The sequence below is a fragment of the Thiomicrospira microaerophila genome, assembly GCF_000934765.1.
Classification (GTDB): domain Bacteria; phylum Pseudomonadota; class Gammaproteobacteria; order Thiomicrospirales; family Thiomicrospiraceae; genus Thiomicrospira; species Thiomicrospira microaerophila.
The window spans coordinates 14,793-35,620 of sequence record NZ_KN882196.1; the positions used below are offsets into that span (position 1 = coordinate 14,793).

The 20,828-nt window shown below is 47.1% G+C and carries 14 protein-coding genes; 6 read left to right on the top strand and 8 right to left on the bottom strand.

Annotated elements, in window-relative coordinates; all coding sequences use genetic code 11:
- Nucleotides 1-118: 118 nt before the first annotated feature.
- Genes NA59_RS12840 through hemC form a run of 4 tightly spaced genes read right to left on the bottom strand, consistent with a single transcriptional unit; the run spans nt 119 to nt 3,964 of the window.
- On the bottom strand, nt 119-1,294 hold the full coding sequence (locus tag NA59_RS12840; protein ID WP_044413664.1) for a heme biosynthesis HemY N-terminal domain-containing protein: 1,176 nt from the start codon (nt 1,292-1,294) through the stop codon (nt 119-121).
- A complete protein-coding gene (locus NA59_RS12845) occupies nt 1,291-2,253 on the bottom strand; it encodes a hypothetical protein (RefSeq protein WP_044413667.1) in 963 nt (320 codons plus the stop codon). Before NA59_RS12845 ends, NA59_RS12840 begins: the two co-directional genes overlap by 4 nt.
- Nucleotides 2,246-2,986 carry a uroporphyrinogen-III synthase gene (locus NA59_RS14565; protein ID WP_052501687.1) on the bottom strand — a complete coding sequence of 247 codons (741 nt, stop codon included), beginning with the start codon at nt 2,984-2,986 and terminating at the stop codon, nt 2,246-2,248. The genes NA59_RS12845 and NA59_RS14565 overlap by 8 nt, the downstream gene beginning before the upstream one ends.
- A 15-nt stretch (nt 2,987-3,001) precedes the next feature.
- Entirely contained in the window at nt 3,002-3,964 is a 963-nt protein-coding gene (hemC, locus tag NA59_RS12855) for a hydroxymethylbilane synthase (protein ID WP_232504103.1), read from the bottom strand.
- Nucleotides 3,965-4,116: 152 nt separating this feature from the next.
- Here hemC and NA59_RS12860 point away from each other — a divergent pair, with 152 nt between their 5' ends.
- The 6 genes from NA59_RS12860 to NA59_RS12885 all read left to right on the top strand — a co-directional run bounded on the left by NA59_RS12860 (nt 4,117) and on the right by NA59_RS12885 (nt 12,648).
- Nucleotides 4,117-4,641 (top strand): thioredoxin family protein, encoded by a 525-nt coding sequence (locus NA59_RS12860; protein ID WP_044413670.1) that lies wholly within the window; start codon nt 4,117-4,119, stop codon nt 4,639-4,641.
- Entirely contained in the window at nt 4,638-5,195 is a 558-nt protein-coding gene (locus NA59_RS12865) for a thioredoxin family protein (RefSeq protein ID WP_044413673.1), read from the top strand. The genes NA59_RS12860 and NA59_RS12865 overlap by 4 nt, the downstream gene beginning before the upstream one ends.
- A 26-nt stretch (nt 5,196-5,221) precedes the next feature.
- Entirely contained in the window at nt 5,222-6,613 is a 1,392-nt protein-coding gene (gene argH, locus NA59_RS12870; protein ID WP_044413677.1) for an argininosuccinate lyase, read from the top strand.
- Nucleotides 6,614-6,886: 273 nt separating this feature from the next.
- Complete coding sequence (locus NA59_RS12875) at nt 6,887-9,802, top strand: CheR family methyltransferase (RefSeq protein WP_044413680.1); 2,916 nt, start codon at nt 6,887-6,889, stop codon at nt 9,800-9,802.
- Entirely contained in the window at nt 9,789-12,002 is a 2,214-nt protein-coding gene (locus NA59_RS12880; RefSeq protein ID WP_052501688.1) for an EAL domain-containing protein, read from the top strand. Before NA59_RS12875 ends, NA59_RS12880 begins: the two co-directional genes overlap by 14 nt.
- Nucleotides 12,003-12,072: 70 nt before the next feature.
- Entirely contained in the window at nt 12,073-12,648 is a 576-nt protein-coding gene (locus tag NA59_RS12885; protein WP_044413683.1) for a hypothetical protein, read from the top strand.
- A 54-nt stretch (nt 12,649-12,702) separates the two neighbouring features.
- Here NA59_RS12885 and NA59_RS12890 read toward each other — a convergent pair whose 3' ends face one another.
- From NA59_RS12890 to NA59_RS12905, 4 genes are all read right to left on the bottom strand, one after another.
- Entirely contained in the window at nt 12,703-14,991 is a 2,289-nt protein-coding gene (locus tag NA59_RS12890) for a methyl-accepting chemotaxis protein (RefSeq protein ID WP_052501689.1), read from the bottom strand.
- 512 nt (nt 14,992-15,503) lie between these two features.
- On the bottom strand, nt 15,504-17,774 hold the full coding sequence (locus NA59_RS12895; protein WP_052501690.1) for a HAMP domain-containing methyl-accepting chemotaxis protein: 2,271 nt from the start codon (nt 17,772-17,774) through the stop codon (nt 15,504-15,506).
- 244 nt (nt 17,775-18,018) lie between these two features.
- On the bottom strand, nt 18,019-18,579 hold the full coding sequence (locus NA59_RS12900) for a chemotaxis protein CheW (protein ID WP_044413686.1): 561 nt from the start codon (nt 18,577-18,579) through the stop codon (nt 18,019-18,021).
- On the bottom strand, nt 18,579-20,789 hold the full coding sequence (locus tag NA59_RS12905) for a HAMP domain-containing methyl-accepting chemotaxis protein (protein ID WP_052501691.1): 2,211 nt from the start codon (nt 20,787-20,789) through the stop codon (nt 18,579-18,581). Before NA59_RS12905 ends, NA59_RS12900 begins: the two co-directional genes overlap by 1 nt.
- Nucleotides 20,790-20,828 lie beyond the last annotated feature (39 nt).

The following is a 20,828-nucleotide window of genomic DNA, read 5'->3' on the forward strand; positions in this document are numbered from 1 at the left end:
CACCCACGTCATTGCGAACGCAGTGAAGCAATCTCTCAAACCAGCGCACTACCGGCCAGAGATTGCCGCGTCGCTGCGCTCCTCGCAATGACGAGTTTTTCTAACCTAGCAGCAGTGACTATTCGGGCTTGTCTAATTCTAGCATCGCTTGCTTGTAAACCAAGGCGGCTTGACGGTCTTCGCCTTCGGCTTCGTAGCATTGGGCAAATGCATGAAAGGTTTCTAACTCTGGCTGGAGCTTTAAGCTCTGCTTGAAGTAATCGTGCGCTTGTCCCCAAAGCTGGCTTTGGCAGGCTAAACGCCCTAGGGTTAAATAGAGTACAGCGGAATCTGGGTGATTTTTCAACCAGGCCTGGGCCTTTTTAAAGCGATCATAGGCTGGGCCAAATTGAATACGGCCAAAATAGTACACCAAGCTTTCATCCCATTGGGCTTTCAGCGCTTTTTCAATCCATTCGCTTAACCCATTCAACTGCTCGGCTTTCATTGAAGCTTTAATGTATTCCACCATAATCTGAGGGTTGAGTTTTTGCTTATGCGTGAGTGCTTGCCATTGTTGCTCAAGCGTTTCATAATCGGGTGCTTGTGCCAGCTGCATCGCCAATACATCGGTTTCAAGCTGTGTCAAATCAGGGCGAGACAAACCGCTCACCTTGCGAATAACCGGCATCAGTTCATGCAGGCGGGTTAATTGCTTCAGCTGGCGCAGTAATTTAATGTACTCTTGCAACACCACACGATGTTTAGGGTGCTGCTTATGCAACTCAGCTAAAATCACCACCGCTAGTTTCGAGTCGCTTTCGCTGATTAATCGGGCTTCTACCAGTCCAATGGTAAGGCTTTGATCTGGGTAGGCTAGCTTGGCTTGTTTAAGGTATTGATCGCGTCGCTGATCGGCCTGTTGCATCGCGGCCATCTTGGCGGCGGTAAGGTAGTGCATCACACCGTTCTGACTCAGCTTGGCGGTTTTAATTAACTGCTTTTCGGCTTGTGACCAATCCGCTGCTTCTTGCGCAATCAAGCCCCGCGTTAATGAGGTTTCGGCTTGTTGATAACGTTTAACCAGGCGGTGATGAGCCCATTTACCCGGCAGACTCCAGAGCCAAATCCAAAGGCGCAACACCAAATAAAGCACCAGCACCGCCACAATCGCCAACGCCAGTACAAAACTGGCACTGGTATCAATTTGCCAGACATCCCAACGTAGACTTACCTCACCTTGATTGAGTAGCGCTAAACTGGTCAGCAGTACGGCGGCCAGCAGCGCCAAGCTCCATTTTATGAGTGTTTTCATTGCTCAGCCTCACCGTGTTTTTTAATACTGAACAGTTGGTTAAAAATTGATAAAAAACCGTCTAACTGCGGCGCCACCTCTTCCAGTGTTTGTTCAATTTGCGGTTTAATTTGCTCAATCCAATCTTGCTGTTGCGCGGTTAATTCGCTTAGCTGCTGGGTTAGGGTTTCGACCTGGGACTGAAGACGTGCTTTATCTTGCTGCCATTTCTGCGACAACACATAATCATTCAGCTGGGTTAGCGCCTGTTGGCTTTGTTGATTAAGTTGCCCTAGGTCTTGGTTAAGTTGCTCAAGTGCGGTTTCTAACTGTGAACGTAATTGGTTTAAATCGCGGCGCAAATTCGGATCTTGGATTTGAATCACGGTTGGCGCCGCCGGTGTTTGTTCAGCCTGATCGGGGGCTTCAGACCTAATTAGCACCTGTGCATCCGCCTGCGTTTCGAGCGCGGCTAACTGTTCAAGTTCTTCACCCAGTGCAATCAAACGATGCTGCATTTCGCTGAACTGGGCGTCCATGGCGGCAAACTGTTGTTCAAATTGCTGGGTTTGTGCCTGTTGCGCTTGCAACGCCTGCCCCATTTGTTGAATGTGGTTTTGTTGATAAGCGATTTTTTCAATCACGCGGGCGAGCTTATCCGCTTGTTCATTAGGCACCATCACGGTAGCCGCCTGTTGATTGGATAAGGTTTGCAACACAGGTTGAAGCTGCAACCAAGTGACGAGGGCCGTCGCCAATGCGCCCCCAGAAACCAGCATGATCACCAGGGTAAGTAACAGTCGATTATGATTGGCTTTCGCTGGGCTACTGGCTGTTGCCTTTTTTGATGCGCTTTTCACATTCGAATCGGCCAAGGTGTCTGCCGCGTCAAGCTGCGCCGCCTTATCGACCTTATCCGCCTCAATAAACTCGCCTTCAACCACGTGCTGGTCCGCTTTGGGTGTAATAGGTTCACTCATTTTTCAATACTCCTTCAAAGCAATCCAATATCGCTTGGTCGCTGGATTGCGAGGTTACACTAATAGAACCAATAAACCCCAACTGCCTAGCATGCTGTGCGATTCGCTCACTAAACACAATTAAGGCTTGCGCTCGCAACCAACTCGAATCAGATGAAGGACATTGACTAATAAACGCCTCTAAACTGCTATTACTGGTAAACAAAATAATCGGCTTTAAAAAACCACGAAAAGTTAACCAGGCCTGGTTACAAAATGGCGCGGCAATACGTTTATACACTTCGTAAAATGTAATCCTTGAGCCTTTCTCTTGCAAGGACTGTGCCAGCAGCTCACGCCCGCCATCACCACGCACAATCCCAACACGCAAGCCGCTCAGCTGTTTAAAAACGGCTAAGCTCAACATCCCTTCTGAATCAAAGGTGTGAGGTAGCGGCTGAAGACCTTGCCAGCCCTGTTGTTCAATCGCGTGTGCCGTCGCCGCACCCACCGCGACCAACTTAACATTGGCGGGTTGCGTGCCTGTGATTTGTTTCGCAACGTGTTCTACCGCATTGCGGCTGACAAACACCCAAACATCTTGCGCTGACCAATCAAGCGCTTGCGCGAGATACTGCGTTTTAATCGCTAAACCCGGGCACTCGACCACCGCATAACCGGCCGCACAAAACAATAGGCTTAAATCCTTCGCTTGATGCGCTGGACGCGTGTTAAGCAAGCAGGCCTGGTTCATCGTGACCGCTAAACTTTATTGGTCAGCATAGAGTTTTTCTAAAATCTCACGCGCACCGCTATCCAACAATTCTTGCCCAATGCGGCGCCCCATCGCTTCGGCCTCAGTGATCGGCGCACGACCTTCTTTGCGAATAATACGTGAACCATCGGTTTCAGCCACCAAACCTCGCAACCAAACTTCGCCATCCTCAAGCAACGCAAAGCCACCTATCGGCACTTGGCAACCGCCATCCAACGCATGATTCATCGCACGTTCGGTCTTCACGACAATTTCGGTATCCGCATGATTTAACACTGAAATCAATGCTTGGGTTTCGGTGTCACCGGCTAGGGTTTCAATGCCGAGTGCGCCTTGAGCGACAGCTGGCAAACACAGTTCAGGTGCCATACGAGCGCGAATACGATCGTGTAATTCCAAACGCTCCAAACCTGAAGTCGCGAGAATAATCGCATCATATTCACCCGCATCCAGCTTACCTAAACGTGTGCCAACATTACCACGCAAGAACCGCACTTCTAAATCAGGACGCAAGGCTTGAAATTGTGCTTGGCGGCGCAAGCTCGATGTACCCAAAATCGCACCTTGCGGTAATTCATCAAGACTGGCATAGTTGTTTGACACAAAGGCATCGGTTGGATCATGACGCGCCATAATAGCGCTCAACTCAAACCCTTCTGGCAGCACCATTGGCACATCTTTCATTGAATGCACCGCCAAATCCGCCTCACCTGCCAGCATCCGATCTTCCAGTTCTTTGGTAAATAAACCCTTACCGCCAATTTTTGCTAAAGGCACATCTAAAATCTTATCGCCTTTGGTGCTCATCGGTGCCAATTCAACAACCAGGCCTGGGTGGGCTTTTTCTAATTCCGCTTTGACAAATTCAGCTTGCCATAGCGCAAGCGGGCTTTTACGGGTTGCAATAGTCAGTTTTGTTTTTCTTGTTGTCATGGTTGTTGTCATGGTTGTTGTCATAATGGATTCCTAATCTGTTGCTATTATTTCTTAACCTTACATTTTACTCAAATGTGGCATGGAGTTTTGGTTAAAATACTCATTGGTAGATATTTTAATTATTTTAGAGAAGGTGTATGAAGCCTCGAAAGATAAACTTCAGGAGTGACGAAATGAAAAAACGCATTGCTTTTATTACATTAAGCTTAATGGTAATGTTGGGTGGCATTCAACATAAAGCCCAAGCCAACCTGGAAGAGTTAACCGATTTCCACTGGCTCTCACAACAAGCTCGTGCGGCGAACATCCCGATTATGCTGATGTTTACTGGCCCTCACTGCGAGTTTTGCTCGCAACTTGAACGAACCGTTTTTAACCCAATGATTCGTGGCGGTATGTATGAGGGTTATGCGCTCTATATGCGTAAGGTCAGCGAACTTCATCAAGAAATTCGCTTCAATGCAGACGAGCGCATTACCAAGGGCAATATGATGCGGATGTATCGCGCCGATGTTACTCCTACTGTTATTTTTGTTGACTGGCGCGGCCTTCCCATTGCCGAGCCGATGATTGGCTCAATGGAGGTTCAACTTTATCTTGGGATGGTGCATCAACGCTTAAACAACGCTTACGAGAAACTAGGCAACCCAATGCGCCTGCCGGTTAACCCAGATCAAATGCGCCGCCCATTACAATGATCATTAATGCCCAAAAACGCGGATTATGGCTAGGGCTTGCACTGCTGGTGCTAACAGGCTGCAGTGAACCCTTTGCCCATGCCAATAAACTCCAAGAAATGGATGACTTTCACCAGGTCGCCCAACAAGCCAAAGCCCAAAACATACCGATTATGATTATGTTTACCGCTGAGCATTGCCGGTTCTGCCACCAACTCGAACGTGAAGTGCTTAACCCAATGATTCGGGGCGGCTTATATGAAGGCTATGCGATGATGCTGCGCAAGGTCGATACGGATTTAAACTCACAAATAAAATTTTCTGATAATGAATCCCTTTCAAAACGCAATTTCGCTAGAATGTACCGTGCGCATGTCACGCCCACCGTTATTTTTGTAGATGCCAGCGGCAAGCCGGTAGCCGAACCGCTTGTTGGCACGATGGATGTTCAACTATACGCGGGCTTGATTCACCAACGGTTAAACCAAGCTTACACGCGTATGGAGAATCCAATGCGCCTACCGGTGAGCCCAGATCAAATGCGCCGCCCTTTAGCGCAATTTACCCCAAATTAATTAACGCCAACTTATTAAGGTTTGCTATGACTCAAAACATTAACCAAGAAAAACTCTCCAGCGGGCGCTTTACCGAGTCCACCGACGCTTTTGTTGAAGAATTTACCGCCTCCATTCAATTTGATCACCGAATGTATGCTCAAGATATTCAAGGCTCGATTGCCCATGCACGCATGCTCTATAAAGTCGGCATTTTAGACGCTAAAGAAGAAGACGCGATTATCAAGGGCTTGCAGCATATCCAGCAAGAAATTGAAAACGGCGAAATGCACTGGTCGATTAAGCAAGAAGATATTCACATGAATATCGAATCGCGCCTAACCCAAATGATTGGCGTCACAGGCAAAAAACTCCACACGGGGCGCTCACGTAATGATCAAGTAGCCACCGATATTCGCTTGTATTTGCGTGATGAAATTGACTTTATTTTGACCGAACTCAAACGCTTGCAACAAGGCATTGTTTTGGTTGCCGAACGCGAAGCCGATACGATTATGCCTGGCTTTACCCACTTACAAACGGCGCAACCGGTCACCTTTGGGCACCATATGATGGCCTGGTACGAAATGCTGGTGCGTGATGTCGAGCGTTTAGAAGATTGCCGCAAGCGCGTTAATACCTTGCCGTTAGGTTCAGCCGCCCTTGCGGGCACCACCTACCCAATAGACCGTGAATACACCGCCCAATTACTTGGCTTTGAGCGCATCAGTCAGAACTCCTTAGACGGCGTATCCGATCGTGATTTTGCGATCGAATTCACCGCTTGGGCCGCTACCCTATTGATGCACATGTCGCGTTTTTCCGAAGAACTGGTTCTTTGGTCATCGGCACAATTTCAGTTTATAGATTTACCAGATCGTTTTTGCACCGGCTCATCGATTATGCCGCAAAAGAAAAACCCCGATGTGCCCGAATTGGTGCGTGGTAAATCAGGACGCGTCTATGGTCATTTGATTAGCCTTCTTACACTGATGAAGTCACAACCCCTCGCCTATAACAAAGACAACCAAGAAGACAAAGAACCGTTATTTGATACCGTAGATACAGTTCGCGGTTGTTTACGCGCCTTTGCCGACATGATTCCAGCGATGCAGGTCAAACGCGAGATGACCTATCAAGCCGCTAAGCGCGGTTTTTCCACCGCCACGGATTTAGCCGATTACTTGGTTCGCCAAGGCTTGGCATTTCGTGATGCCCATGAGGTCGTTGGCTTAGCGGTCGCGCATGGCGTGAAAACCGGATTAGACTTGTCAGAAATGTCACTCGAGACCTTACAAGGCTTTAGCGATAAGATTAACCAAGATGTATTTGAAGTATTAACACTTGAAGGTTCCGTGTCGGCACGTAATCACTTAGGTGGTACCGCCCCCGCCCAAGTTAAACAACAAGTGGCCAAAGCCAAGCAGAATTTAAGCTAGGAGCCTGTCGGACTAAAGCCGGTCATTGCGAGGCGCGCAGCGACGCGGCAATCTCTCAAGGGCGTGCACAGTCTGTAAGAGATTGCCACGGCCTTCGGCCTCGCAATGACGCGTGATTTTTTGGCCTCGCAATGACGCACAGCGCGGGAACGAGATAAAGCGTGATAACCTAACCGCCACTTTCGACTGCGCTCCCTCCTCAGCAAAAACTTTTTTTTTCATGGTTTTCATGTAAAATCATAATTATTTTTTATAGCAAAGCAAGGTCTAACCATGTCCAGCGAACACAAAGCCATCCAAAAGCCGATCAAACCCGCGATCAAACCCTTTTGGGTACTGATCGGGGCGTCTGCTGGCGGTTTAGATGCACTTAAAGAGCTATTATCCGGCTTAGACCCTCAATTGCCTGCGATCTATTTAATCGCGCAACACCTTGACCCCAAACACCCCACCATTCTGCGCGATTTGCTAGCGCGAATTACCGACATCCCGGTTGAGCTGGTTGATAAAGACATCACCCCCAAGCCACAAACCATTTACATTATCTCCCCAGGGCATAACGCGCTGATTAAACAAGGTATGATACAGCTCTCGCCAGCGGCTGAAATTGGCCCTAAGCCCTCGATTAATATGCTATTACACAGTGCCGCCGAAGCACTCAATGAAAAAGCCATTGCGGTGATTCTGTCTGGCACAGGCTCCGATGGCGCACAGGGTGTGAGCGCGATTAAAGCGGCTGGCGGCTTGGTGATTGCGCAATCTGAAACCACCGCTAAATATTCGGGCATGCCGAATGCCGCGATTGATACCGGTGCTGTTGATTTAATCCTGCCACCAGACAAAATGGCCGAAGACCTCAAAGGCTATATCGAATCGGCGGGCACGATGTTGCAAAAAATCGCGATTCCCCAAGCAAAAACCACACTGGAATCCATATTTCAAAAACTGCTTGATCAAACCGGCTATGACTTTAGTGGCTATAAACTCAAAACCATCCAACGCCGTATCGCTAGACGCATGGCGGTACACAAACTTAGTGTATTGGATGACTACCTAACACTCATGTCATCTTCAACCCAGGAAATTGAAAGCCTGTTTAAAGACCTGCTTATTTCTGTTACAGATTTTTTCCGCGATACTGAAGCCTTCGATGACCTAGCGATTGTGATTAACGAAATGGTAGAAAAACACCAAGAAGGTGAACAAATTCGCGTTTGGGTGGCGGGATGTGCCGGTGGTGAGGAAGCCTATTCGATATCGATTCTGTTTAATCAAGCAAGAGATCATTTTAAAAAAGCCGTTCAGTTTCAAATATTTGCTACCGATATTGATGAAAGCGCTCTCGCTACCGCGCGCAAAGGTCAGTTTAGCTTATCGCAGATTAAAAACCTCCAACCTGAGCTGCTTAAACGCTACTTCATTGAAAAAGATGGACTTTATACCATTCACAAATCCATTCGAGATAATGTTGTGTTCGCACGCCAAAATCTAGTCATGGACCCGCCGTTTTCACGTTTAGACCTGATTAGTTGCCGCAATGTTTTAATTTATTTCGCTAACGACTTACAACGACAAGTGTTTCAAACCTTTCACTTTGCCCTCAGACCGAGTGGGTATTTATTTCTAGGCAAATCTGAGTCCGCCACCTCCAGCACACCCGATTTATTTGACACCTATCTCAAGCGCGGACATCTTTTTATTAGAAAAAATATCGCACTTTCGCAAAAATTGGATCATGTATCCAGTGCATTGACCGTCGCACGCAGTAAACAGCGACGCGATAAGGGTGTTCCCTTAATGCAGCCGGATAAAACTGGGCTTGTCGGTCTATTGGACTCAATACTGCTGAATGAGATGTTGCCAACGGTGGTTGTGGTTGATGCATCTGGTCAGGTTTTGCATATTCGTGGTGATGTCAGTCGGTATTTAGTTTTCCCACAAGGGCGGATTGATACCAACATCCTCACACTGGTGCGCGATGATATAAAAGTCGATGTACGTGCGCTATTACAAAAAGCCAAGCGCGATGGTAAAGCCTCCACCCAAGCGCTGTTTTACAAACATAAAGATGTTGAAAATGCGCTGTTTATAAATATCAAACAGATTGAGACCAAAGAAACAGGTCTTCAAGAGATTTATCTGATTAATTTTTCGCTGGTCGATTTATCAGAAGCCTTTGTCAGTGGCACTGGACTATTAACGGAAGATGCGGTGGTGAGTAACGACAATCTGCGCCGTGAAGTTGCCATATTTAAAGAACGCCTGCAAACCTCTATTGAAGAGCTAGAGACCACTAACGAGGAACTCCAATCCACTAACGAAGAGATGCAATCAGCTAACGAGGAATTGCAATCAGCCAACGAAGAGCTACAAACGGCGAATGAAGAAATGCAATCGACCAACGAAGAGCTTTCTACCGTTAACCAAGAGCTTGAAGTTAAAACCTATGAGTTAGAACAGGTCAACAATGATCTTGAAAACATGATGTCAAAGATGAATGAAGTGATTGTACTGATCGACAACCGCTTGCGCGTTCAACGCCTCACCAAGCTTGCAAGCGAGGTGTTAGGGATTGGCACAAACATAATAGGACAAACCATCACGACGCTCGGCTTGCAGATTGATATCCCGGCTTTGCGCCAAGAACTGTTAAACGTAATTCAAACCGAACAAGAGGTAACGATTCGGATTCGAAAGGGAGCGGTAATTTATCACTTGCGGATGGTGCCCTATAAATCGGATGCGGTTAAAGTGGTCGGCGTGATGATGTTCTTTGAAAATGCGGTACACCGCTCAAAAATAGACCCGAGCATCGACGGCCACGTCACGTTAAAACATCTTGCCGATCATTTGCCTTTCACCTTAATCAGCATTGATGTCCAAGGGATTATGAGTTTTGTTAGCCCGAAAATCACCGCGCTTTTAGGTTATAACGCTGCAGACCTATTACACAAAAATGTAAAAGTGTTGATGCCAGATCCATACAGTAGCCATCATGATGGCTATTTACAAGATTTTGTTGACGGAAAAACCAAGGGCAATATAGGTCGCTGGCGAGATGTCAGCGCCCTGCATCAAAATGGTGAGCGCCTGCTATTAAAGCTAAGGGTTGAAGACACTTGGATTAATGCCGAACGCCACTTTTTAGGTTATCTATGCTTGCCGGAGCAACTTAATGAACACGACTGATCAAAACCTCTTTATTGAGGAAGACAGCAGTTACCTAGCGCGTGATATTTTGGCGTACCGTGAAGAAAATTCGCGGCTGAATGAGGAGCGTCAATCACTAGAGCAGGTTTTTGCCGCGCTTGAGCAACGCTTTAGCGAGCTTGAAGCCGAGTTAGAACTGCTGCACTTTCAAGAAAACAAGGATATAGCGCAACAACAGCTTATTTTTGAACTCTTCCAGCAAGCACCTATCGCCTTGTGCTTCTTGTCTGACCATGGCGATTTTATTGAACTGAATAAAGCGGCATGCGCGATGTTTAACCTTAGTGCCAAGGAGCTAGTTGGTAAAAACTTCCGCAAATATTTAACCAAAGAAAGTCGCATTCTTTTTATCAAACTTATGCAGCAGCTCCAGCAAACCCAAACACCAAGCACTAGTCTTAAATATGAAAAAATGTTTTGCCTGACCAACGAGCTAAACTTTACAGCCACCGCTCGCCGTATCACATTAAACGATACCCCACGAATACTGTTGGCTTTGAATGAAGTTTCTCTTAACCAGACCACTATTGAATCAATGGGGTTAGCCAACACCATTATTGACCAGATTCGTGAAGGTTTGTTGATCACAGACCAGCAGGGAATCATCATCAAGGTAAACCATGCCTTTACCGAGATTACCGGTTATTCTGAAACGGATGCAATCGGTCAGCGCCCGAGCTTACTTAACTCTGGTCGTCATTCAGATGGCTTTTATCAAGATATGTGGACAGAGATTAACCATCATGGTTGGTGGGCGGGCGAGATTTGGAACAAACGTAAAAGTGGTGAGATTTTTCCAGAGTGGTTACAAATTAGCCGAATTAAAGATGAACTGACAGGCAAACTGTTTTATGCCGCTACCTTCTCGGATATTACTGACCGCAAATATCACCAGAATCAACTCGATCGAATGGCGTTTTATGATAGTTTAACCGGCTTGCCGAATCGAACGCTATTAAGCCAAACACTCGATCTGCGACTATCGCGCATTAAAACAGGGGAACCTTGTCAAGTCGCAGTGATGTTTTTAGACCTTGATAAATTTAAGGATGTCAATGACCACTATGGTCATGCCGAAGGCGATCTTGTATTGCGTGAAGCGACCCAACGCATTGTGTCGCGTATTCGTGAAAATGATATGACGGCACGGATTGGGGGGGATGAATTTGTGCTGGTGCTGACCCGCATTCAAACCCGTCAAGATGCGGAAAAGGTGGCGAAGGAGCTCTTGGACTTGCTCGCCGAACCGTTTATTACCCCTAAAGGCAAGCATCACCTCAGCGCATCGATCGGTATCGCTTTTGCACCCAATGATGGCAAAGAGGTTGAAGACCTCATGCGTCGTGCCGACGCCGCGATGTATGTCGCCAAAAATAATGGACGCAACCACTTTCATGTGTTTAAGCCCGAGCAAGAAGACAAGCTGATCGAGTCGAATGCGATGCTAAAGCTTGTGCGTGAAGCGATTGCAGATCCACAAAAACATATTCAAATGCATTATCAGCCGATTTACCTCTCGCAAAATATCGCTCAACCCGTTCATTATGAAGCGCTGATTCGACTCATTGACCACCAAGGCAAACTGATTTATCCAGGCTTATTTATTGAACTCGCCGAACAACATGGCTTGATTGGATCCTTGGGGATGGCGTTATTTAAAAAGGTCTGTATGGATATCGCGGAAAGCGCGCTTGATGACAATATTAAAGTGGCAGTCAACCTCTCACCCCTGCAGTTTTATATCGAAAACCTTGTGCGACAGCTGGCGCAGATTGCTAACGCCTCTGGATTAAATCTCTCGCGGTTTTATTTTGAAATCACCGAAACCGCCACAATGCACAACCTGCCTTTAATGCTGGATGTGTTAGCGCAACTACGCCAACAAAATGCGAAGATTATGCTGGATGACTTTGGCACAGGCTACGCGTCCTTGTCGATGCTAAAAAACATTCCGGTCAATGTGTTAAAAATTGACCAAGGATTTGTGAAAGAGCTTGGCGACTCCAGTCAAACCGAATCCTTAGTGAAAGCGATGATCGGTATGGCAAAAGCACTCGAGTTAAACACGGTTGCGGAAGGTGTGGAAACTCAAGCGCAAGCCGATTGGTTAATTCAACACGGTGCGGATCATTTGCAAGGTTATCTATTAGGGCGACCTAAGCCGGCATTTTTAACTTAACACACTTGGCGAAACCAGGGCGAGGAGCCTGTCGGACTAAAGCCCATCGCCTTTAGCAAAAGACAAAACTATGACGAACTTAAACCTCAACAACGAAGACTATGAAGTGGCCTTGGTCATCGATCAAGATGATGTGATTCAATCCGTATCCTCCGCTTGGGAGCAGGTCGCTGATAAAGGCGGTGCTAGCGAATCCCTTCAAACTGAAAAAGTGATTGGTCAGCCGCTATCGCAATTTATCCGCAGTGATGCCACCCGCATGTATATTGAAGCCTGTCTTAAAGTATGTCGATTAAAACAACAGGTTATGTCGCGCGAATATCGGTGTGATAGCCCAACACACAAACGGTTTATGGCGTTGCAACTCACGCCATTGGCCGAGGGTGCCGTTGAAATGCGTCACTTTTTACTGCGCGAAGAGCCGTTTGACTATCCTGTCAACTTGGAAGATGTGACACCGAGCGAGCAAACGACAGAAATCAAGCCCTATAGCTATGTACGCTGCAGCATGTGTAACAGTCTAAAAAAGGTGGGGACACAGGACTGGACACTGCCCGAGCACATGGGCAGACAACTGATGGCTAAAACCAAGGTGATTCACAGCGTCTGCCCTGTCTGCCAAAACAAAATTTGGCAGAAACGTTAGTTTATTAAAAAACACACGCAAAAGCAGGATGAAGGCATTAACCCGGGTCTCTCATTAAAATTCAGCCCACTCGTCACCACTCGACTTCGCGCCATGATGAGATGACGTGCTTGATTTAGCTGTCGATGTGCGCGCAATAGGTTTTGTTGTTGCTTGTTGTGTTGTCGTCGGGTTTGGCGTGGGTAAGCCTCTCGCGGCGGACGAGCCTTTTGCATTCGTTTTGAAAAAGCTCATCTGCTGACTCAATAAGCTAGCCTGCTCACGCATACTTTCTGCCGCCGCCGAAGTTTGCTCAACCAATGCCGCATTTTGCTGTATGCCTTGATCAATCGAACTGATGGCGGTTTGCAATTGTTTTACCCCCTCAGACTGTTCTTGTGACGCATGCGAAATTTCAACCGACATCTGTGATGCACGCTCAATTGAACTGGTAATTTCGGTAATCACCTCTCCCGACGCGGTCGCTAGCTTCGTGCCTTGATCAATACGTTCAACGCTTTCGTTAATCAGGCCGGTAATTTCTTTTGCCGCTTCCGCTGACTTTTGTGCCAAGGCACGTACTTCACCGGCCACCACCGCAAAACCTCGACCATGCTCACCCGCACGCGCCGCTTCAACAGCGGCATTTAATGCCAGTAGGTTTGTTTGGAAAGCAATACCATCAATCAGCGTTACGATATCCGCAATTTTGTGACTCGATTGCTGGATCGCGCTCATGGCGTCAATCGTTTGATTCATCACGCTCGAGGCTTGCTTGGCTTTCGCCTCCACCTGCTTTTCGACCGCTGTTGCTTGGGTCGCATTTTGCGCATTATTTTGCACAGCCGCACTAAACTCTTCCATCGTGGCCGAACTTTGCTCAATCGCGGCGGCTTGTTTTTGTACACGATCACTTAAATCCATCGAACCCTGCGCCACTTCCATCGCGGCATGATTAACGGAATCAGCCGCCGATACCGCAATGGACACGATTTCGTTTAAGCGGGTCACCGAACTATTTATCGCATTTTTGAGCACCCCTAGCTGACCCGGGTAATCGGCGGTAATGGTTTTGGTGAGATCACCCTCAGATTGCCCGACCGAAATAGCGGTGATATCCGTAATGGCATCGCTTAACGCTTCCATCGATTCATTAATCATGGTTTTAAGCCTAGCCAGATCGCCCTCTGCTTGCGCCTTCACACGATCATCGAACTGGCCTTGACGCATATTTTCCATCACGCGAATCACCGCGGCAATCGACTGGTTGAGTGACTGCGTAGAGTCGGCGACATTTTGCATCATCAAGCCAAAATCACCGGGTAGTTGGGCATTGACTTGCACACCAAAATCGCCGGCTTTCAGCGCGTTCATTACTTGGCCTAACTGTTGCATAGTTTGGTCTATCGAGTCAGCACTGCCATTAACACCTTGCTGCAATTTAGCTAAATCACCTGCAAACTGTCCATCAATGCGCTGGCTGAAATCGCCTTGGGATAGCGCCCCCACGACTTGATTGGTATTGTTCAAGGCTTTTTGCAAATTAGCCAGCAGGTTATTTAATGCATGCGCCGCTTGACCGACTTCATCTTTCGCCGCATGCTGTAGCTTGATCGAAAAGTCACCTGTGCGATCGACCTTGGTTAAGGTCGATACCATGTCATTCAGTGGACGGGTAATCGCACGCACCATCAGCAAGCCAATCAAGACCGCTAATATCATTGAAATCGCAAGGATGACCCCCATGCTAAGCTTTTTATCGTTTGCAATCTCGACCGCTTCAGCCGCTTGCGCTAAACCGGTTCTTTCGCTTTGCCTGGTGATACTATGAAAGGTTTCACCCATTACATTCGAGATGGGCACCATCCGCTTCACGGTCGCATCATAATCCGCCATTAAACGGTCAAGCTCGGCTTGTGTGTTGGCTTGAACCATTCTGCCAATTAAACCATCGAGCTCACCATAAATATTACGCCAGGCCTGATATTCGCCTTGTAATCGTGCAAAGGTGCGCGCACCTTGTTCAGACTGCTTGGGAATCGCCGCAAAGTGCGCCCAGTATTCATCGACGGTTTGCCATGAGTTAGCACGCGCCGCTTGTATTTTTTGGAGCTCTGATTTTTGAGCCATATCGCCAAAGCGAAAAACACTGATGGTTTGAGCGCGAATATCCATGCGCTCGGTATTAAGAATACCGAGCGCGACCACACTGGGTAGGCGCACCTCGGAGAAGTTTTGCATGCCTGTAGACCAAAGTACAAATCCTCGAATGGCATTAAACCCACTAAAAGCCAATGCAATCAACATCAATACCACAAACAATATTAACTTTGAACGAATCTTTAAATCATTGAACCACGCCATGCTTAACCCTTTTTATTTATTATCAGATCATTATATGATGTACTTCATTTTATAACCAATAGAAATAACTTATTCGCCGCCTTAATTAATTTAATACGTAAACGGTTTTTAACCAGGCCTGGTTAAAAGTATTTACAATGATTGCTTAGAGTAAAGTGTTATTTCTCGTTCCCACGCTGTGCGTGGGAATGCAGACCAGTAGCGCGGATTACCGCTTGCCTTGATGCCGTAGGAGTCTGATCAGTTGGTATGCATTCCCACTGAGGACAGTGGGAACGAGAAACTGAAAAAAAGTGCTGGGGAATCAATAAGCAAGCGTGGGCGCGTGAACTTTATAAATCGGGGAAAGCGAAGCTAAATATCCATGTTAACTTAATGGCAGTGGTGCACAAGGTTTGAAAAAATAGATAGTAGCGCTATAGTAACCAAGGGAAGGGTTAAGCTTGCATACATTAAATAGATATACACGGTATCTCACATAAAGATGTGAGATACCGTGCAATTAGACAAAATTAAAATTCAGACCATTCTTCTGCGTTTTTTTGCGTTGATCTTTGTGACGAGCCTGACGAACCAGTCTTAGGCAGCGCTTTTGGGCGCGATGCAGCAAGTTGTTTTGGCTTTGCCTGATTTGCCAACCTTGGCGCACCATTAGTTTTGAAAAAGCCCATCCGATCTTTAAGCAGTTCAGATTGTTCTCGCATGCTTTCAGCCGCCGCTGAAGTTTCCTCAACTAATGCTGCATTTTGCTGAGTGCCTTGATCAATTTGTGCCAGCGCATCTTGCAATTGTTTTACGCCCTCTGCTTGTTCGGCCGACGCTTGTGAAATTTGTGAGGACATTTTGGATACCTCTTCAATGGACTCAGCAATTTCATTGATCGCGGTGCCTGACTCTGTTGCTAGCTTTGTACCCTGGTCAATACGGGCTACGCTTTCGTTAATTAAGCCACTTATCTCTTTCGCCGCTTCGGCTGATTTTTGCGCTAAGGCACGCACTTCACCGGCTACCACGGCAAACCCACGACCATGGTCGCCGGCTCGGGCGGCTTCAACCGCCGCGTTCAACGCTAATAGATTGGTTTGGAACGCGATGCCGTCAATTAAACTGACGATTTCTGAGATTTTGTGACTAGACTCTTGAATGGCGCTCATCGCAACAATGGTCTGCTCCATGACTTTAGCCGCTTGTTGCGCTTTTAACTCAACCCGGTGCTCTACTTTCGACTCTTCTTTGGCGTTTGAGGCATTGTTTTGCACCGCGGCACTAAACTCCTCCATCGTGGCGGAGCTCTGCTCAATCGCGGCGGCTTGTTGCTGCACACGATCACTTAAATCCATTGAGCCTTGAGCGACTTCTAATGCGGAATGACTCACTGCTTCTGCCGCACCGATAGCAATCGAGACCGTTTCATTTAGGCTTTCGACTGAACGATTGACAGCTTGTTTCAGTACACCTAGTTGCCCTGGATAGTCGGCGGTGATATTTTGCGTTAAATCGCCATTCGACAGCGCAACGGTGATATCCGTAATGTCTTCAATCGCCGCACCTAAGGATTCCATTGAGCTATTCACTCGGGTTTTTAAGGTATCAAGCTCGCCGCGTAGGTGGATATGCAGCCTCTCGTTAAACTCGCCCTGCTGTAGTTTTGACATAACATTGTTAATACCGCTAATGGCTTGCTCCATCGCCTTCATCGAATCCGATGCCTGCATCATCATTCGCTTGTATTCGCCTTCTCCCTGTGCATCAAGCTTAACAGAGAAATCACCATCATAGAGTGACTGCATGACTTGAGAAAGCGCGGCCATGGTGGTGGCAATACTTTGCGCACTGTCATTGACGCCGGATTTTAGCTCACCAAGGTCACCTTGAAACTGACCATTGATACGCTTTGAAAAATCACCCTTAGCCAGCGCACCTACCACGTCATTGGTTTCTTTAAATACTTGCTGTAGACTAGCCATCAGCGTGTTGAGTGCCGTGGCGGCCACGCCGACTTCGTCACGCGATTGGTAATTAATTCGCTTACTAAAATCACCGTTACGACCAATAAATTCCAGCGTATCGGTCATCTGTTTCAGCGGGCGAGATACGGCACGAATCGTTAGCATGGATACTAAAATGGATAAAATAATCGAGAACAGCAACACTATGGCTAGTAACATTTCAGACGCGAGTGCTGTGGCTGTTGCCTCTTCGGCTGACAATTGGGTAACGCGGATATTGTTTTCTGTTAAAGCATCAAACGTCGCACCCATCCTATCGGAAATAGGCACCATTCTCGCTACCGTTTCACGGTATTCACGCATTAAGCGGTCATGCTGAGCCGGGCTGCTATTTTGTGCCATTTGGCTAATCAATCTGTCAAGATCAACATAAATGCCACGCCAAGCCTGGTATTCATTTTGTAACCGTGCAAAGGTTTCACGCCCTCGCTCAGTTTGTCGAGGAAGCGCCGCAAACACTGTCCAATATTGGTCAACAACTTGCCAAGATCGTTGGCGCTCTTGCATTAGGCTATTCATTGCTGACTGTGCGGCATAATTACCTTCATACTGCAAAACGGATACTGTCTGAGCACGGATGGCCATACGTTCTGTATTCAGCGCACCCAAAGCAACCAGGCCGGGTACACGCACATCCGCTACGTTTTGCATATTTTGCCCCCACTCATTTAAGCCGCGATAACCAACAATACCACTTATTGTTAGCGCAGCAATCAATAAGGCGACCAGCATAATCAGTTTGTTTTTTATCTTTAAATTGTTAAACCATTCCATCGTTCGTTCCTTTGTCGTGTTATTGATAACGCATCCTCTGTAATGCGTACACTTACTGGCGCTATCCTCTAGCCAGGAAAACCGTTTGAAGTAAAAAAGTCTGGTTTGAGACCGTTTTGCCGCCGACTGGATTAGCCCAACAGAATTCTAGACACTAAAGCAATTAAAAAAATCACTTATTCGCACCCATCTTAACGCAAAAAAAAAGCCTGTTTAAACAGGCTTTTTTAGTTTACAAAACCAATTAGTGCTTAGCGCCATTCGGCTTAAAGGCTTGTACTTCGTGGAAAATGCCTTGATTAGCCAATAAATCAATATTCAAAATAATGACCATAATTTTTTCTAAGGTTGCAAGTCCACGAACATATTCTTCACTTACCCGGTTACCTTCACCAAAAGCAGGCGCACCCTGTAGTTCTTCAAGATTAACATCATGCACGTCTGACACGCCATCAACCACCAGTCCGATTGTTTTCTGCACTGAGTGGTCTGCACCTTCTGCATGGTGGTTAACGTGTGTAATAATCACCACCGTGCTTTCATCGTATTTAATCTCACCAATATTAAAACGCTCGCGCATATCAACAATCGGTACCACTGCGCCTCGCATGTTGATCACACCCTTGACATAGCTAGGCATATTCGGCAGGTTGGTTGGTTGCTCCCAACCGCGAATTTCTTGCACTCTCAAAATATCAATACCATAGGTTTCAGCACCCAAAATAAACGTCAGGTACTGATCTTGATCCGCATGCAAACGAATATTTGAGGTATTTTCTTTACTATCTTGTGCTTTAGCGTCCATTAGAATTCACTCCACTCATCAGAAGCATTCATTCTAGCCGATTTTGGTGAGGGTAAACCAGCGGTTTTTTGAGTTTTTGTTGTAACGGGTTTCGCCGCCGGTTTGGATAATCCGACAGGTGCTTGACGTGATGCGCGACCTGCTCCTGTCGTCCCGGTTTTAAAGAACGCCATATCGTCACTTAAAATCTTCGCTTGCTCACTCATGCTTTCTGCCGCCGCCGAGGTTTGCTCGACTAGCGCGGCATTTTGTTGGGTAACCTGGTCAATACTGGTGATCGCCTTATGAACTTGGCTTACACCTTCTGCCTGCTCATTTGAAGCCTGCGCGATTTGGGCAATCATTTGCGCCACCTCTTTGATGGAGCCGGTAATCGCGCCTAACATTTTGCCTGACTCATCAGCCAGTTTAGTTCCCTGGTCTATTCGACCCACACTTTCGCTAATCAGCGTGGATATTTGCTTCGCCGCTTCGGCTGACTTCTGTGCGAGCGCGCGGACTTCACCCGCCACCACCGCGAACCCACGTCCATGATCGCCTGCGCGCGCGGCTTCTACCGCTGCGTTAAGTGCAAGCAGGTTGGTTTGGAAGGCAATGCCGTCAATTAAACTGACAATATCAGCAATCTTATGACTCGATTCTTGAATCGCGTTCATCGCTTCTATCGTTTGCTGCATGACCTCGGTGCCTTTGGTGGCTTTGCTTTCCACTTCACGGGCGACTTGGGTTGCGTTTTGCGCATTTTGGGTGTTGTTTTGTACGGCGGTGTTCATTTGATCCATGGTGGCCGAGGTTTGCTCCAGTGCCGCCGCTTGTTCTTGCACCCGCTGGCTCAAATCTAGCGCACCGGTTGAGACTTCACCGGATGCCGAGCTAACTATTGAAGAGGCTTCAACCGCTTTAGACACCACTTCAATAAGACGTTCAGCCGTTTGGTTAACCGCTTCGGTGAGGATCCGTAACTCGCCATGATATTCGCCCGCAATGTGCTGGGTTAAGTCGCCGTTTGACTGTGCCACAATCACTTTGGTGATGTCACCGATTGCGGTTTCTAACGAGGTCATCGATTGATTTATGTTTTCTTTCATCTCGGCCAGCTTGCCTTGCGCACTTGCGTTTACACGATGCTGGAATTTGCCCTCGTTCATGTAAGTCATCACACTATCAATATCTTCAATTACTTGGTTAATGCTATCGAGCGCACTTCCAACCTGGTCACGGAACGCTTGCGGTACACGCTCGTCCATCTTGAGATCAAAACGCCCTTGATGCAAACCTTGCATCACTTTGCCCAGCTCACCCATCATAAACTCAACCTGCTCGGCAGAGGCATTCACGCCTTCTTTTAGTTTATTAAAGTCACCGTTATAATCTTTTTGAACTCGCTGCGTATAGTCACTTTGGGCAATAGCACCCACAACCCGATTAACCCCATTAATCGCACTGGACATGGTATCCATTAAGGCGTTGAAACTAGAGGCGGCTTGCCCGACTTCATCCATGCGTTCAACTTTTATCCGCGCGCTGAGATCACCTTGCGATTGAACATGGTTGGATACACGCACCAATTCATTTAATGGACGCGTCACAGCGCTAATCGTCTGTATAGAAAAATAAATCGCAACGGCAAAAATCAAAATCGACAGAATAATTGCCAGCTTCAAGGTGCGTTGATAAGTCACTTCGCTTGAGTCATTAAGCTCCGCCGCGACCCGTAGTTGCAAATCAACCAGGTCAGCAATCGCATCCGATATGGGATCAATCACGGGGTAAAGCTGATTAATACTGAACGCCGTAATGCCTTGCATGTCACGTGCTTTGACTAAACGTTCTAGTGCGTCCACCGCACGGTCAGCCGGCTGCATCAGGGTTTGGGCTTTTTGCGCAAGCTGGGCTTCTTCGGCTGTCAGTGTCGTAGCCATATACCCCTGCCAGAGCTGACGAATTTCACGTTTAGCCTGTGCGATATTGGTTTCGGCTTCTTGCCAACCTATGTTACCATTGCGCAATTTATGATTGGTATCCACAATGTTGACCGCATAGGAATCTGCAATATCTTTTAGCACCTGCAAAGGAGCCACTCGGTCATCGTAGAGGGCATGAAGGTTATCATTATTCGCTTTCATATTGGCGAGCCCAACAATAATCGCAACCAATGAAAAAACCAGCAAACCCACCACTAGAAACGTAATTCTATTTTTTACTGTCATTTACCTTATCCTCATTTTCATTTTTTTTATTTAGTGCTT